Source organism: Flagellimonas ochracea, assembly GCF_009903685.1.
GTDB classification, from domain to species: Bacteria; Bacteroidota; Bacteroidia; order Flavobacteriales; family Flavobacteriaceae; genus Flagellimonas; species Flagellimonas ochracea.
On sequence record NZ_JAAABI010000002.1, the window covers coordinates 261,911 to 276,511 of the forward strand.

The window sequence follows — 14,601 nt, forward strand, 5'->3', positions numbered from 1 at the left end:
TAGTGATTAGCATCTTCATTTGGTTCCCGTACTTCCAAACCCGCCTGCACCTCTATCGGTCTCCGAAAGAGATTCGACCTGGTCCCAATCGGCTCTTTCGTGTTTGGCAATAACCATTTGCGCTATCCGCTCACCGTTTTCAACAATGAAATCTTCCTTAGAGAGATTGACCAAAATCACACCCACTTCTCCCCGATAATCTGCGTCAATAGTTCCCGGAGCATTGAGCACTGTAATTCCTTTTTTTGCAGCAAGACCGCTCCGCGGTCGCACCTGTGCCTCATATCCAATGGGAAGCTCCATAAAAATACCGGTGGGCACAATGGCCCGTTCCAGCGATTTTAAGGTAATCGGTTCAGCAATATTTGCCCTCAAGTCCATTCCGGCCGAAGCCAAGGTTTCGTAATTGGGTAGTTGATGTTCTGATGTATTGATAATCTTAATCTTCACGGCGTAGCAATATGGTCTTTAGTCTCTCTCCCTCCATCCTATAAACTAACATCAAAAATAGCAAAAGTAGTATGCTCCCAGCTATTAAATTTCTATTAAAAACGTAGAAAGAAAGGGCAGAAAACCCGATGGAAACGGCCAAGTAGAACACAATTTTCCTCATGTTATAGGGAATCGGATAATATTTTCTTCCAAAGTAGTAGGACAAGAGCATCATACTTCCATAGGCGGCCAACGTGGCCAGGGCCGAAGCCATGTATCCCATTTTTGGTATCAATCCTACGTTCATTATAAGGGTGATCAAGGCACCAATTGAGGAAATATAGGCGCCAAATTTGGTCTGGTCGGTAACCTTGTACCACACGGATAGGTTATGATAAATGCCCAAACAAAAACTTCCCAATAGTATGATGGGCACAACTTCCAGAGCTTCCCAATAAATCTGATTTCGGATGAGCAACTTTCCCAGTGGTTCCACAAAAACCACCACTCCGAGCAGAATTACACTGCCCAATATCACAAAATAATTGGTGATTTGGGCGTAGGTTTTTTGTGGTCTTTCGGTTTTTGCATGACTGAAGAAAAAAGGCTCGACACCCATTCTAAAAGCAGTGCCAAATAGCGTCATGAAAAGGGCCAACTTGTAGCAGGCTCCATATTTGCCAACTTCAGTCTCTGCAATATCGGATGGTAGTATCTCTGTCAATAGAATCTTGTCCAATACCTCATTAATGGTAAACGCCACCCCTGCCAACATTACCGGTCCTGCATATTTCATCATTTGTTGCCACAATGATTTATCAAATCTGTAGGTGGCCTTGAAATAGGTGGGCAATAAAATCAAAAGTGTAACACCGCTCGCTATGATATTGGAAATGAATATGTATTGAATCTGCCAGCCCTCTTCATACATGGAATTCCATAATCCTTCAGAGGAATTTGCTGACAACTTCGGCAAAATCAGTAAGAAGAATACATTAAATCCTAAATTGACAGCAACATTGGCTGTCTTTAATAGCGCATACTTCATAGGTCTTTCCTGAGCACGTAACAGAGCAAACGGAATTATGACCAAGGCATCCAAAACCAAAATGTAAGTGGTAAACTCAATATAATCCACATTGATGTTGGTGAACTCTGCTAGGCCATCCTTGACCACCAAGGCCAACACCAAGAAAAACAGCGATGAGGTCAACAGGGATATCAAAGAGGTGGAAATTACCCGCTCCTTGTCATCTCTTTTATGGTAAAATCGGAAAAATGCCGTTTCCATGCCATAGGCCAAAAACACATTAAAAATGGCTATCCATGCATAGATGTTGGTATACTGGCCATACCCTGCTGCGTTTTCAAAAACGGAAGTGTATAGGGGAAGCAAAAAAAAAGAAATGACCCGTGGCAAAACCGTGGCCACGCCGTAAATAAAAGTTTGTTTAAAAAGCTTTTTTAATGGATTCAAATAGGTGATGCCTTAAAAGTGGTTACAAGTTACATAAAAGACACAAGTCTATTAACTCCACCATACCCTGAAAAAAGAAAAAAGCCACTTCAAAAGCGGCCTTCCCATATCTGTTATACTTAAGATTCTAATTATTCAAAGCTTCGGCACCGCCTACGATTTCCAAGATTTCATTGGTAATGGCTGCTTGTCTTGCCTTGTTGTAAGTGAGTGTTAACTGATCTTTCAACTCTCCAGCATTGTCCGTGGCCTTGTGCATAGCTGTCATACGTGCACCGTGCTCACTGGCAAAGGAATCCCGAATGGCCTTATATAGTTGGGTCTTCAACGACTTGGGAATCAATTGTTCCACGATTTCCTCCTTGGATGGCTCAAAAATGTAATCTGCGCTACCGGAGGTGTTTCCTTCCATGGGTATAATCGGTAAAAATTGTTCAGTAGTGACAATTTGGGTGGCTGCATTCTTGAATCGGTTATACACCAAATCAATTCGGTCATATTCTCCGTCCGTGAAACGCTGCATCAAACTTTCAGCAATTTCAGCTACGTTCTCAAAAGTCAAATCATCATATATTTCACCATGATTGGCAACCACATTGAATTTTTTGCTCAAAATATCATTGCCCTTTTTTCCGATGGTCATAAAATCGACGTTCTTGCCGCCATATTTGCCGTGGTACAGGGAAACACTTCCTTTGATAATGTTGGAGTTGAAAGCTCCGCAAAGACCTCTGTTTGAGGTTATGGAAACCACCAACACTTTTTTTACTTCCCTGTTATTGGCATACTGACTCCCAGAATCCCCATCCAAACTACCACTCAAGTTTTGCAACAACTCGGTCAACTTGTTGGCATAAGGTCGCATGGCCGTAATGGCATCTTGGGCCTTTTTCAACTTGGCGGCAGATACCATTTTCATGGCACTGGTTATCTGCATGGTTGATGAAACCGAAGATATTCTGTTACGTATTTCCTTTAAGTTCGCCATTCTCTTCTTTTGTCATTCCGCACTTGATGCGGCTTCTTGTTGTTTAAGGATTCCTGCGTCACCCTGAGCGCAGTCGAAGGGAAGCAGGAATGACAAGTATTATGCTCTATATTTTCCTGAAAGGTCCTTGGCCACTGATGTCAAAGTTTCTGTGACCTCATCCGTCAACTTACCTGCTTTCAAGGTGTCCAAAACATCTCTATGCTTGGCATTCAAAAATTCCAAGTAATCCCTTTCAAATTCTTTTACTTTGTCCACAGGAACATCACGCAAGAGGTTTTTGGATCCTGCAAAAATGATGGCCACTTGATCTTCCACTGTAAAAGGATCGTTCTGGCCTTGTTTCAAGATTTCAACGTTCCTACGCCCTTTTTCAATAACGTTCAAGGTAGCGGCATCCAAATCAGAACCAAACTTGGCAAAGGCTTCCAATTCACGGAACTGTGCCTGATCCAACTTCAATGTACCCGCTACTTTTTTCATCGATTTTATCTGGGCATTACCCCCTACCCTCGATACCGAGATACCCACATTGATTGCAGGACGCACCCCTTGGTTGAACAAGTCCTGCTCCAAGAAAATCTGTCCGTCCGTAATGGAAATTACGTTTGTTGGAATATATGCGGAAACGTCACCCGCCTGAGTTTCGATAATAGGAAGGGCAGTCAAAGATCCCCCACCTTTTACCTTTCCTTTCAATACATCAGGAAGATCGTTCATCTCCTTGGCCACATTATCATCATTGATAACCTTGGCAGCACGCTCCAGCAGTCTCGAGTGGAGATAGAACACATCACCAGGATAGGCCTCACGTCCTGGAGGTCTTCTCAACAACAGTGATACTTCACGATAGGCTACCGCTTGTTTGGATAAATCATCATAAATAATCAATGCTGGACGACCTGTATCCCTAAAATATTCCCCGATAGCAGCACCTGCAAAAGGGGCATAAACCTGCATTGGGGCAGGGTCGGAAGCGTTAGCGGCAACAATGGTCGTATAGGCCAAGGCCCCTTTGTCTTCCAAAATCTTGGCTATTCCGGCCACTGTGGATGCTTTTTGACCTATGGCAACATAGATACAGTATACTGGCTCACCGGCATCGTAAAATTCTTTTTGGTTGATGATGGTGTCGATACAAACCGTGGTCTTTCCTGTTTGACGGTCACCGATGACAAGCTCCCGCTGTCCTCGACCGACAGGAATCATGGCATCGATGGCCTTTACTCCAGTCTGCAACGGTTCGTTCACAGGTTGACGATAGATTACCCCAGGGGCTTTACGCTCCAAAGGCATTTCATAAGTTTCTCCAGAGATGGGTCCTTTGCCGTCGATTGGAGTTCCCAAGGTATCCACTACGCGGCCAACGATACCTTCACCCACGTTGATGGATGCGATACGCTGCGTTCTCTTAACTGTGGCGCCTTCCATAATCTCTTTTGATGGGCCCAACAACACCACACCAACATTATCTTCTTCCAGGTTCAATACAATCCCCTGCATTCCACCTTCAAACTCCACTAATTCGCCATACTGGGCATTGGAAAGTCCGTAAATGCGGGCAATACCGTCACCCACTTGTAATACGGTTCCCACTTCATCCAACGAAGCGGTGGCTTCAAACCCGGATATTTGTTTTTTTAATATTGCTGATACTTCAGCGGCTTTTACTCCTGCCATTTTTATAGACTATTTGTAAATTCTCTTTTTAATCCTTTTAATTTGTTTGCGATGCTGGCATCATACTGCAAGTCACCGACACGAAGGACAAAACCTCCGATGATGTTTTCATCAATTTTGTTTTCCACTGTGACTTTGTTGCCAGTTAGCTTTGTCACTTGGGCTAATATTTTCTTTTCCAGATCGGCGGTCAACGGAATGGCCGTAGTAACATAAGCTACATCTTCACCTTTAAGTTTCTCATGAAGAATGATATATTTAAAGGCAACTTCCTGTAACATTGCGATCCTTTTGTTGTCAGTCAATGTGTTGACGAGCCCTTTGGTGATCTCGTTTGACCCCTTGAAGATTTCCTGCAGTGCATTTCTCTTTGACTCCCCTTTTACAATTGGACTTCTCAAAAGGCTCTGCAATTCCTCGCTTCCGGAAATTGTTTTGGCAATGCTACGCATGTCGTTTTCCACAGCTTCTGCCGCCTTCTTTTCGATGGCATAATCCAAAGTTGCTTTTGCATAGCGTACCGCTGCCCTGTTCTGGTTCATCTGCTCCTAGTTCAGTTTTATATCTCCCAACATATCTTCAATCAGCTTTTGCTGTTTTTTCTTGTCGGACAACTCTTCTTTGATCACTTTTTCCGCTATATCCAATGAGAGGTTGGCCACTTGTGCCTTGATGTCGGCAACGGCGGCTTTCTTTTCACTTTCTATTGCAGCTTGGGCCTGCTTTATTATTTTGTCCCCTTCTACCTTGGACTGTTCCTTGGCTTCAGAAATGATTCCTTCCTTGATTTCCCGTGCTTCCTTCAACAAAACATCTCTCTCGGCCCTGGCCTCTTTCAAAAGCTTTTCGCTATCGGCGGTGACATTCTGCATTTCTTTTTTAGCCTCTTCTGCAGCATCCAAGGCATTTTTAATGCCCTCTTCTCGGTCGTTTACCGCTTTGAGAATAGGCTTCCATGCAAACTTCCAAAGGAGGAACAAAAGCAATGCGAACAAAAGGGTCTGCCAAAAAAACAATCCCAACGAAAACTCTTCCAATAACTTTTCCATATTCTAGAATCTTTATTTCATTGATTTTTAAACAAGTGCATAGGCCGCAACCAACCGTTACGGCCTTCTGCCCAAATGTGGTTTAGCTTACCGCAAAAAGCGCGGCAAAACCAATACCTTCAATCAACGCTGCTGCAATCAACATCGCTGTTTGGATCTTTCCGTAAGCTTCAGGCTGACGGGCAATGGCCTCCATAGCAGAACCACCGATTCTACCAATACCAAGACCAACACCTATAACCACCAAACCTGCACCTACCATTACTGGAATTTCCATATCTATCTAGTTTAAAAATTAAAAATTCAATTTTAGACACTTCTCGACTGCTCCTTCGACTGCGCTCAGGACGACATCTTGAAGTGACAATTCCTAAAGATGTGCCAATTCTGGCTCATCGTCGTGACCATGGTCATGCTCCTCGGAAGCAAATCCGAAATACAGGGCACTCAACATAGTGAATATATAGGCTTGTAGCAGTGCCACAAGTACTTCAATCAGCATAATTGCGAAAGCCAGGCCAAATGACAATGGGCTTCCAATCCAGCTCTTGAAAATGAACATCAACCCAATCAAACTACCAATAACGATGTGACCTGCCTGCATGTTTGCATACAAACGAATCAGAAGTGAAAAGGGTTTGATGATAAGTCCCAATAATTCAATAGGGACCAATATTATATATAAAGGTATTTTTCCGTACCATGGCAAAGAGTCGCCCAATGGATTGAACTGGTGCATCCAATAATCCTTGGTTCCCGTAAAGTTGGTGATCACGAAGGTCAGGATGGCCAAGGCCGTGGTAATCGCAATATTGCCAGTCACATTAACTCCAAATGGAGTCATGCCAAACATGTTCAAAAACCATATAAAGAAAAATATGGTCAATAGGAACGGCATGTATTTTTTGTATCGCTTCTCTCCAATATTTGGTCTGGCGATATCATCCCTTATATAAAGGACTATGGGTTCGAAGAAACGACCTATTCCTGTAGGAACACCATTGTTCTTTGCGTAAGATCTTGCCAAACTAGAAAACAACCAAAGCATCAACAAACCTGTAATAATAATCATCATTACGTTTTTGGTGATTGAAAAGTCCAACGGCTTTGCATTCGTGGGGTGGTGGTCTTCATCATAATTGATGGTGCCCTCAGCATCCGTTTTGTATATCTTGGAATGGTAAAGTTTATAATATTGCCCATCAACCTCAGCCAAGGTCTCACCGTGGTGGAACTGTGAAGAGGAAAATACTTTAAGACCATCATCCCACAAAATTACCGGTAGCGGAAATCCCACATATTTGTGCTCTCCGTTTTCCTTGGTATAAGAGAAAAGGGAGAAGTCATGTGAATCTTTAAGGTGATGGGAGATGTATTCCTTAATTTCTGTTTTTAAGTCCTTGCCTTGCTCACCGTGCTGCTCGTTTTCCTTTTCTGCTGGAAAAGCGAATTGGGTCGTAAAAAGCATTGCAACAAGCAGAAATCTGGTAAAAAAAGTTTTTCGCATTTCGCTCAAAAAATATCGGTCTCTGAAAATCGGTGCAAATGTAAGCCATTCTCTTAAAAAGAAAAAAGCTTTCAAACTTTTATTTTCAAGGATTTTAGGAGGTCTTTCCATCGTCCGTTTCCTCCATGTTTTTCAACATTTTAGATACGAAATAGGTCTCCCAAAAAAGAGATAGTGCATAAGGAACAAAAAATGCAGCAAATTCCAGGGTGGATATGTCCCCGTCTTTTTTATAAGTGGGATAGAACAAAAGAAAGAAAAACACGAATTTTAAAAGACTTCCTGCCATAAACAAAAAACCTATTTGATTCCTCAATTTAAGCCTGAAGCGATACAACAAAACGAAAATAAGTGCGGCCAAAAAACCGTTTACAACATAAGATTGAACAATTAAATTTTCAAAAGCTGGGTTGCCTTGAGCATATAGGATAAAGGTGTGTACAGCAAATGCGATGAGCAAGGAGGCATCGAGCAACAGTAAAAACTTGGCGGTCAAATTTAACTTTGTCATCAGTATTTAATCTTTTTTAACTGCTGCAAAACTAGCCAAATAGAAATTGCCACTCCGGCAAGAGTGGCAATTACGGTGAAAATATTCTTTTCATTTTGGTACTGGGTATCCAACCATTTTCCGCCCTGTACGGACAGATAGATGATTATGCCCATTTCGAAAGCAATACCTGTAAGTATCGCTGCATTTTTAAAGCTGTTCTTTTTAGGAGGCTTTTGCGGGCTCATTGGTTTTGGCAGTCTGCATTTTTTGCGGAGGGGGTGTTGATGTGGCAACATGGCCCTTGCCCATTGTACAGGCTGCATTAAATGTGGCCCCGGGTTCAACAGCAAGTTTGGCCACACTCACCGTGCCCTCTATTAAGGCTGAGGCCTTCAACGAAAGTAAGTCTTTTACAACGAGTTCTCCGTTAAACTTTCCTTCAATGTCGGCATTTACACATTCTACTTTTCCATTGATGTATCCATCTTTTCCAATCACCACTTTTCCGGAGGTTGTCACGTTGCCTTCCAGCTTTCCATCAATTCTAAAATCGGCCTCGGAAGTGATATCTCCTTTGATCTTGGTGTTCTTTTCTATTCGATTGGGCTGTCCGCCAAATTCATTCATAGGTCGGGGTTTTTTGTTGTCAGAAAACATTTGTGTTCTAGGGTTTTGGGGTTAAATTTTGCGCTTTATATGAATCTAAGTTTTTGTGTACTTGAATGATTTTGTAATTGTTGGATAAAACTACAAAATTCTCATCTTTGATACGGTAGTCCTTATTGTTTTTTATAAGCTCTGCGAAGCCCAGGGCAAAATCTTTGGATTTGAATCCATGCACCACTACAAATTGGTCTTCCAGGTTATAAATATCCTTTGAGGTCACATTTTTATAATTGAGGTCATCAATTGCCTCCTCAAGTCGCTTTTTTAATTGCAATGCTCTTTCATTGTCCTTTATTTTAAAAGGAAACACCACTTTCCAATTTCCGGTTCCAGAACTTACTGTTTCATCGGAAAATTCCTTGTTCTGAAGCTTTGGCAATTGACTCCCAACGATATCCTCAGCTTTCTTCCCTTCTGGATTATTTGGATAGGTCAATGCAACGTAATTGAGCGCTTCCTTAAACGCTTCAAACCCTTGCAGGCGACCGATAGCATTGGCTTTTAGCATTTCGAACTTGGGTACAATGGGGTCTCCCGTAAATTTGTTGATATATGCCTCTGCTTGGGTAATGACTTGCAGAAATTCCTGTTGTTCGTATAGTCTGTAAAGGGTTGCATACCTTGCATCGGGGCTATCTGTATTTCCTTCCAAAATGGCCTGCGGATTCAAAAGAATCTCGGCATAGCGGGTGTTGGGATGGTTGGTAATGATTTCTTGCCTCATGTTCTGCATCAAAGGGCTTCCATTTTCTTCATAGATTTTGTAGAGGTTATATTTTGATGGCAAAATCAATCTTTCCTCTGGGTTGGAAGCCAATACACGCTCCAGCTTGGATGCGGCCAAAAGATTGTCCTTAAATTTTTCCTTATAAATAAGGCCCAATTGGTAGTTTGCGAAATTTCGTTCTGTCCTCAAGCTATCTATTACCGAAATTTCGGTGGGCACCTGTTGCAAATAATAATCCAAAGAATATTTTTCGTCGTCACTTGGTTGTGCCGCTTGGGTGACATTGGTTACTTCTTCGCCAGTGGCTTCAGAGACCAGCGTTCTACTTTTGTTGCTCCAACGCCAATCATCCTCCAATTCGCGATTGCCCCAACGGGTTTTGAAATCGTTCTTTCCGTATCCCAGACTGGTTATGTTATAAAAATAAAACTTGCCCTTGTTCTCCTTGCCTCCCTGGCTCTGGGCAAAGGTGGCAAAACCAGCGGTGGTCCGTTTTAGTTCCGCTTCTGCGGCTGCCTCCTCTTTTCGCCTTAATTCGGAGATATAATCTTCGAAATAGGCCTTGCGCTCTTCCACTGGCATTTCATAAATCGTGATTACACTGTCAGCATATTGCACAACATCTTCGTACTTGATTACATCTTCCAGGTTGTCCAATTTCTTTTTTATATTTCTATAAATCTTGGTGTTCTCTGTAAGGTTTGTCAAGGTGCTATCGTAATACGCTCCCGCTGTTTTATATTTGTCCTTTTCAAAATAATACTCTGCCAAGCTTTGGTAGTTGAGCGCATTTAATTTGCGTTCTCCCTGTGTGGCCCTAAGGGACTTGTTATAGTAGACCAAAGCGAGACTATCGGATTCATTCTTCAAATGAAATTGTGCAACTTCCCGATAAATTTTGTCCAAAAAGGGCCGATTTTCACGGTTCTCTTCCAAGTCCGTCAAGTATTCCAACATCGCTTCTTTGTTGGTGTCGGTAAACTCTGTGTTTTGAATTTTTTTCAAATGGGCGTTCACCATGTACACCCTTGGGGATTTGCGATTTAAGGCAATGACCTTATCAAAGGCGTAGTTGGCGCTGTCCTTATGTCCCAATTGATTGTACAACTGCCCGATGATGAACAAATATCTACCTTTTTCTGGGTTCTTTTTGGTATATGCCTGAGCTATTTTCAGTTTTTGAATGGCAGTGTCTGGCACCTTAAGGTTGATGTAGCACTGGGCCAAAACAGCATTGGCATCTGCATATTCCTGATTTTTTAAGGACTCATATTTGAAAAGTCTTTTCAGGTTTTTGATTGCTACTTCAGGATTATCCAAACGCATGTTCGTTTTTTCCCTCCAAATGGTGGCCTCGTTCAACTTATTGCTCTCCACATATTTTCGTAGTATGTAGTTGAATGCTTCCAAAGCTGGAATATAGCGTTGGTCGAAGTAACGGGCTTTGCCCAAGAGCAAAAAGGCCTCATCAGTCTGAGGGTTGCGTTCCTCATCCTTAATGTCCATGCTGTGCTTTTGAATGGCCTTGGTGGCCTTTTCCTCAGCTAGAATAAAGTTGGGGTTGTTATCTTCAGAGTCCAGTTTTACATCATCGGAAACTTCTAGACGCTCCACGGGAAGTATTTCCCAAAAATCATCCCGGTACGAAGAGTTCAATTCTTCCTGACCTTGTTCAAAAGCAATATTCCCATTATACAGGGTATTGTACTTGGTATTTAGGGCGTGCCAATTGCGATTTATGAAACGGTCCTTTTTCGTGGAACATCCACTAAAAAACAGCCCCATGACAGCGGTAACGATAAATAGAAATCTTTGAAGCTTCAAAATCAACGGTGATCGTGTGTATTCTTAACTGAAAAAATCATGGAATATTATAGGCCCCATCGATAAAAAGCAAGAATTTTTCTACCTGTTTTCATTTTCTTTCTTCCAATGACACCTGTCAAAGCATGGCTCGTTCCAAATTGGCGTGCTCCCTGTTGTATTTACTCCTATAGGCAACGGGTGACAATCCCACATATTTCTTGAAAACGCTCCTGAATGCTTTTTGATCCATATACCCTACTTGGTACATGACTTCACTAACATTTTGTGCCGTAGATTCCAAACTGCGTTTGGCGGCCTCTATCTTCACGCGTTGAATATACTGCGAAGGTGTATTTTGGGTGGCTTTCTTAAACCTCCGTACAAAATTTCGATTGCTTATGGCATATTTTTCCGCCAGTTGTCCCACAGATATTTTGTCCTGCACGTTTTTTTCAATATAGTTTTGGGCTTCTTTGATCGCTTCATCCTCATGATCTTTTTGTCCTTGAAAAATGGCAAACTGGTTTTGGTCCTCTCGATCAATTTCTATTTCAAAGTATTTTGAGATATGGATTGCCGCTGCACGGCCACAGTATTTTTCAATTAGGTGCAGCATCAAATTCAAAAAGGAAAAGGCACCGCCACTGGTGTAAATTCCGTCCTCATCTGTAACAATCTTGTTGGAGACCAAATTTACCTCCGGGTACAATTTTCTAAAAACTTCCATCCCGGCCCAATGTGTAGCACATTGTTTACCGTCCACAAGCCCTGTTTTTGCCAAAACAAAGGCTCCCATGCACATGCTCGCCACCTCTGTCCCATGAGTGTTTCTTTGTTGCAAAATCCAAGGGATAAAGCCCTCGTTTTGCTCCAAATCTTCCATAAGCTTTTTGGGGCGAAGTGCCGGAATCATGATCAAATCGGTTTTTTCGATCTCATCGATTGTACTGTCACAATGAATGCTGAAAAGGCCATCGTACAGTGAATGGTCATAATCCAAGCCCACTAAATGAACATCAAAATAATTGTTGTTCCTCGTTCCCGACTGTATCAAAAAATCATTGGTGGCCATCAAAATTTTATATGGCCCTACTACACTGCTCAATATGGAATTGCCCCTTGGCACTAAGATGCTCACATGTTTCATAACCAAATGTTTTAACCTTATAAAGGTAATGGGAATAGTTGGCAGAATCAACCCTATAAACTGGCTTGTTTTGCCATATAGTTGCCGCATATCCTTTAGTAGCTTTGGGAAATGGAGCTTGAAAGATTTTTGGAAATCCGAAAAGTCATGTGTGCTGAAAATCCACTGGTGACGGAAGGCAAAATGATGCGTTCTCCTGCCATAAAATATAATGGAAGCGTCTTTGCCTTTTTATCACGTCAGCACAAAATGGTCTTTAAACTGGGAAAGGATTATCCAGATGAGGTTTTGGGTGTCCCACGTTCCCCATTCAATCCCTTTAAGACCAAAAAACCTCTGGCAGGTTGGTATGAACTGGGTTTTGGGCACCAAGAAAAATGGGGAGCATTTGCCGCAAAAGCGTTGGAAAAAATAAAATCGGAATAGCTATGGGCACAAAAGGAGAAAAAGCCACATCAAAGGGTAGATTGGTAACAGAATTACTGGTATCCAAGCTGGATGTGATTGATAAGATTTCATCCAAGAAAATGTTTGGTGGCCATGGTATTTTTCGTCAAGGTAAAATGTTCGCCTTGGTAAATTCCAGAGGTATTGTCCATTTTAGGACAAATGATTCGTCATACAAAAAATACGAAGCGCAGGGGTTTGAAAAACACCGAAGAATGCCATATCATGCTGTTCCAGACAAAGTGTTCGACAACCCAGAAACCCTATTGGATTGGGCCAAGGAGGCCATTGCACTATCAAAAAATAATACGAGATGATCAATTCCGCTTACAGTTCATTTTTTAAGGAACTCTCCTCGAATAACCACAAGGAATGGTTTCATGCCAATAAGAAAAGATACGAGGCTGACGTGAAGAAACCTTTTTTGCATCTGTTGGAAGATTTGCTGCCTACATTAACAAGTTGGGATGAGAATATATTTTCCGATCCCAAAAAAGCCCTGTTCCGTATCAATCGAGACATCCGTTTTTCCAAGGACAAATCCCCCTATAACACAATTATGAAAGCAGGTTTTTCTGCTGGCGGAAGAAAATCGGAACTGCCGGGATATTACTTGGGCATTGATGCTGAAAATGTTCATGTTGGTGGTGGCCTTTTTATGATAAAACCCCCCGAATTAAAAAAAGTGAGAACATCAATCGCAAAGAATCCTGACACTTTTCTATCCATTGTTGAATCAAAGTCTTTTACCTCAAATTTTGGGAGATTGAAAGGTGAAAAAGCCAAACGATTGGACAAAGAGCTAATGAATGGGGCGAACCGTACCGATTTGATTTTTAATAAGCAGTTCTACGCTATGGCCGAATTTCCCTTAGAGCCATTTTATGAGTCAAAAAAGTTGGTCGATGAAATATTGGACCATTTCAAGGCCATTAAACCATTGAATTCCTATTTGCAGGAAGCATTGATATAAATTCAAAGTTTATTTATTAATCATAAAACAGAAACAAAATGAGTACACAAGAAGTTGCAGACAAATTAGTGAGCCTTTGTAGGGCGGGAAAATATGATGAAGCCTATGGGCTTTATGCCCAGGATGCCGTGAGCGTTGAAATGCCAGGTGTTCCCAATGAGGTGACTGAAGGATTGGACAATATTTTGAAGGGCTTTGAGGAATGGGCTGGAAACATTCAGGAAGCCCATGGCGGGACGGTTGGTGACCCAGTGGTTTCAGGAAATCACTTTGTTGTTCCCATGACCAGTGACGTTACCTTCAAAGATGGGAGAAGGGTAAACATGGAAGAACTTTGCCTTTATCAGGTTGAGGCTGGAAAAATAAAGAAAGCTTCTTTTCACTATAATCCATCTGCTATGTTTTAGGCAAGTTATTGTTAGTTTGAACGGAGTCGAGAACTTTTTAGAGCAGTTATTGTAAAGACATCTCGACTCCGCTCGTTGTGACAATTTATTTTATAAAGAAAATATTATCCGGTAAAAAAAGTTTCCAGCTCTTTCAGTGTTTCCACACTGGTCTGTATGTCCTTAACTATTTCGCCTTTGTTCAATACCACTATACGCTTACAGACCTCCGTTACGTGCATGAGATCATGGCTGGATACCAATACGGCAACTTCCTTGTTCTGTGTGAGTTCCTTTATTATGGCCTTTAGCCTTATTTGCGTTGTTGGGTCTAGGTTGGCGAAAGGCTCATCCAATACAACCACCTTAGGATTCCCAATAAAAGTGGCAACTATTCCCGCTTTTTTTTGGTTCCCCTTGGAAAGATCCCTCAAAAACTTTTTCTGTCCCAAGATCTCACCATGAAAAAAATCCTCGAATCTGGAAAGTAGCGCATCCACATCCGCCTTGTTTCTTCCCCTGAGCTCTCCAATGAAATAGAAATACTCTTCCGGGGTCAAATACCCGATCAAAAAGCTTTCATCAATAAAGGCAGATGTGAAAGGCTTCCATGCTTCACTTGTGTTTACTTGAACACCATTGTTTATTATTTTTCCGGAGGTAGAGCGTATCAAGTCCAATAGAAGACTGAAAAAGGTGGTTTTGCCCGCTCCATTGTTTCCCACCAATCCAAAACTTTGACCCTTAGGAATTTCAATATGGTCCAAGTTCAACACCGTTTGGTTTCCATAAACCTTGGTTAATTTATCTACTGTAATCATAA

The 14,601-nt window shown here is 41.9% G+C and carries 18 protein-coding genes; 4 read left to right on the forward strand and 14 right to left on the reverse strand.

Annotated elements, in window-relative coordinates; genetic code table 11:
• Window positions 1-15: 15 nt before the first annotated feature.
• The 13 genes from dut to GTQ34_RS06805 form a co-directional block, all read right to left on the reverse strand.
• Window positions 16-450 (reverse strand): dUTP diphosphatase, encoded by a 435-nt coding sequence (dut, locus tag GTQ34_RS06745; protein ID WP_166523017.1) that lies wholly within the window; start codon window positions 448-450, stop codon window positions 16-18.
• Window positions 440-1,909 carry a lipopolysaccharide biosynthesis protein gene (locus GTQ34_RS06750; protein WP_166523018.1) on the reverse strand — a complete coding sequence of 490 codons (1,470 nt, stop codon included), beginning with the start codon at window positions 1,907-1,909 and terminating at the stop codon, window positions 440-442. Before GTQ34_RS06750 ends, dut begins: the two co-directional genes overlap by 11 nt.
• Window positions 1,910-2,036: 127 nt before the next feature.
• The gene (atpG, locus tag GTQ34_RS06755) at window positions 2,037-2,897 is read right to left on the reverse strand and encodes an ATP synthase F1 subunit gamma (protein WP_166523019.1); all 861 of its coding nucleotides are present in this window, start codon (window positions 2,895-2,897) and stop codon (window positions 2,037-2,039) included.
• Between the two features lie 99 nt (window positions 2,898-2,996).
• The gene (atpA, locus tag GTQ34_RS06760) at window positions 2,997-4,577 is read right to left on the reverse strand and encodes a F0F1 ATP synthase subunit alpha (protein WP_166523020.1); all 1,581 of its coding nucleotides are present in this window, start codon (window positions 4,575-4,577) and stop codon (window positions 2,997-2,999) included.
• A gap of 2 nt (window positions 4,578-4,579) precedes the next feature.
• A complete protein-coding gene (atpH, locus tag GTQ34_RS06765; RefSeq protein WP_166523021.1) occupies window positions 4,580-5,119 on the reverse strand; it encodes an ATP synthase F1 subunit delta in 540 nt (179 codons plus the stop codon).
• A gap of 6 nt (window positions 5,120-5,125) precedes the next feature.
• Window positions 5,126-5,626, reverse strand: a complete 501-nt coding sequence (locus GTQ34_RS06770; protein ID WP_166523022.1) for a F0F1 ATP synthase subunit B — start codon at window positions 5,624-5,626, stop codon at window positions 5,126-5,128.
• A gap of 82 nt (window positions 5,627-5,708) precedes the next feature.
• Entirely contained in the window at window positions 5,709-5,903 is a 195-nt protein-coding gene (gene atpE, locus GTQ34_RS06775) for an ATP synthase F0 subunit C (protein ID WP_166523023.1), read from the reverse strand.
• Between the two features lie 93 nt (window positions 5,904-5,996).
• On the reverse strand, window positions 5,997-7,094 hold the full coding sequence (gene atpB, locus GTQ34_RS06780; RefSeq protein ID WP_235914984.1) for a F0F1 ATP synthase subunit A: 1,098 nt from the start codon (window positions 7,092-7,094) through the stop codon (window positions 5,997-5,999).
• 133 nt (window positions 7,095-7,227) lie between these two features.
• Entirely contained in the window at window positions 7,228-7,644 is a 417-nt protein-coding gene (locus GTQ34_RS06785; protein WP_166523025.1) for a DUF6168 family protein, read from the reverse strand.
• Window positions 7,644-7,871, reverse strand: coding sequence for an AtpZ/AtpI family protein (locus GTQ34_RS06790; protein ID WP_166523026.1), 228 nt, complete (start codon window positions 7,869-7,871; stop codon window positions 7,644-7,646). The genes GTQ34_RS06785 and GTQ34_RS06790 overlap by 1 nt, the downstream gene beginning before the upstream one ends.
• Window positions 7,849-8,283, reverse strand: coding sequence for a bactofilin family protein (locus tag GTQ34_RS06795; RefSeq protein ID WP_166523027.1), 435 nt, complete (start codon window positions 8,281-8,283; stop codon window positions 7,849-7,851). The genes GTQ34_RS06790 and GTQ34_RS06795 overlap by 23 nt, the downstream gene beginning before the upstream one ends.
• A gap of 7 nt (window positions 8,284-8,290) precedes the next feature.
• Window positions 8,291-10,843 carry a type IX secretion system periplasmic lipoprotein PorW/SprE gene (porW, locus tag GTQ34_RS06800; RefSeq protein ID WP_417936262.1) on the reverse strand — a complete coding sequence of 851 codons (2,553 nt, stop codon included), beginning with the start codon at window positions 10,841-10,843 and terminating at the stop codon, window positions 8,291-8,293.
• Window positions 10,844-10,961: 118 nt separating this feature from the next.
• Window positions 10,962-11,972, reverse strand: coding sequence for a GlxA family transcriptional regulator (locus GTQ34_RS06805; protein WP_166523028.1), 1,011 nt, complete (start codon window positions 11,970-11,972; stop codon window positions 10,962-10,964).
• A gap of 111 nt (window positions 11,973-12,083) precedes the next feature.
• Here GTQ34_RS06805 and GTQ34_RS06810 point away from each other — a divergent pair, with 111 nt between their 5' ends.
• From GTQ34_RS06810 to GTQ34_RS06825, 4 genes are read left to right on the forward strand one after another with little or no spacing between them, the layout of a single operon-like run.
• Window positions 12,084-12,398, forward strand: a complete 315-nt coding sequence (locus GTQ34_RS06810) for a hypothetical protein (protein ID WP_166523029.1) — start codon at window positions 12,084-12,086, stop codon at window positions 12,396-12,398.
• 2 nt (window positions 12,399-12,400) lie between these two features.
• Window positions 12,401-12,736, forward strand: coding sequence for a TfoX/Sxy family protein (locus tag GTQ34_RS06815; RefSeq protein WP_166523030.1), 336 nt, complete (start codon window positions 12,401-12,403; stop codon window positions 12,734-12,736).
• Complete coding sequence (locus GTQ34_RS06820; protein WP_166523031.1) at window positions 12,733-13,392, forward strand: DUF2461 domain-containing protein; 660 nt, start codon at window positions 12,733-12,735, stop codon at window positions 13,390-13,392. The genes GTQ34_RS06815 and GTQ34_RS06820 overlap by 4 nt, the downstream gene beginning before the upstream one ends.
• 38 nt (window positions 13,393-13,430) lie before the next feature.
• Window positions 13,431-13,799: a nuclear transport factor 2 family protein gene (locus GTQ34_RS06825; RefSeq protein ID WP_166523032.1), complete on the forward strand. Its 369-nt coding sequence runs from the start codon at window positions 13,431-13,433 to the stop codon at window positions 13,797-13,799.
• A gap of 104 nt (window positions 13,800-13,903) precedes the next feature.
• Here the strand turns inward: GTQ34_RS06825 and GTQ34_RS06830 are convergent, their stop codons facing one another.
• Window positions 13,904-14,599: an ABC transporter ATP-binding protein gene (locus GTQ34_RS06830; protein ID WP_166523033.1), complete on the reverse strand. Its 696-nt coding sequence runs from the start codon at window positions 14,597-14,599 to the stop codon at window positions 13,904-13,906.
• Window positions 14,600-14,601: the final 2 nt, after the last annotated feature.

Bases quoted from the DNA above. Each gene is read 5' to 3' on its own strand.
- atpG (WP_166523019.1), bottom strand. From the start codon at position 2,897: ATGGCGAACTTAAAGGAAATACGTAACAGAATATCTTCGGTTTCATCA.
- atpA (WP_166523020.1), bottom strand. From the start codon at position 4,577: ATGGCAGGAGTAAAAGCCGCTGAAGTATCAGCAATATTAAAAAAACAA.
- atpH (WP_166523021.1), bottom strand. From the start codon at position 5,119: ATGAACCAGAACAGGGCAGCGGTACGCTATGCAAAAGCAACTTTGGAT.
- GTQ34_RS06770 (WP_166523022.1), bottom strand. From the start codon at position 5,626: ATGGAAAAGTTATTGGAAGAGTTTTCGTTGGGATTGTTTTTTTGGCAG.
- atpE (WP_166523023.1), bottom strand. From the start codon at position 5,903: ATGGAAATTCCAGTAATGGTAGGTGCAGGTTTGGTGGTTATAGGTGTT.
- atpB (WP_235914984.1), bottom strand. From the start codon at position 7,094: ATGCTTTTTACGACCCAATTCGCTTTTCCAGCAGAAAAGGAAAACGAG.
- GTQ34_RS06785 (WP_166523025.1), bottom strand. From the start codon at position 7,644: ATGACAAAGTTAAATTTGACCGCCAAGTTTTTACTGTTGCTCGATGCC.
- GTQ34_RS06790 (WP_166523026.1), bottom strand. From the start codon at position 7,871: ATGAGCCCGCAAAAGCCTCCTAAAAAGAACAGCTTTAAAAATGCAGCG.
- GTQ34_RS06795 (WP_166523027.1), bottom strand. From the start codon at position 8,283: ATGTTTTCTGACAACAAAAAACCCCGACCTATGAATGAATTTGGCGGA.
- GTQ34_RS06805 (WP_166523028.1), bottom strand. From the start codon at position 11,972: ATGAAACATGTGAGCATCTTAGTGCCAAGGGGCAATTCCATATTGAGC.
- GTQ34_RS06810 (WP_166523029.1), top strand. From the start codon at position 12,084: ATGGAGCTTGAAAGATTTTTGGAAATCCGAAAAGTCATGTGTGCTGAA.
- GTQ34_RS06815 (WP_166523030.1), top strand. From the start codon at position 12,401: ATGGGCACAAAAGGAGAAAAAGCCACATCAAAGGGTAGATTGGTAACA.
- GTQ34_RS06820 (WP_166523031.1), top strand. From the start codon at position 12,733: ATGATCAATTCCGCTTACAGTTCATTTTTTAAGGAACTCTCCTCGAAT.
- GTQ34_RS06825 (WP_166523032.1), top strand. From the start codon at position 13,431: ATGAGTACACAAGAAGTTGCAGACAAATTAGTGAGCCTTTGTAGGGCG.
- GTQ34_RS06830 (WP_166523033.1), bottom strand. From the start codon at position 14,599: ATGATTACAGTAGATAAATTAACCAAGGTTTATGGAAACCAAACGGTG.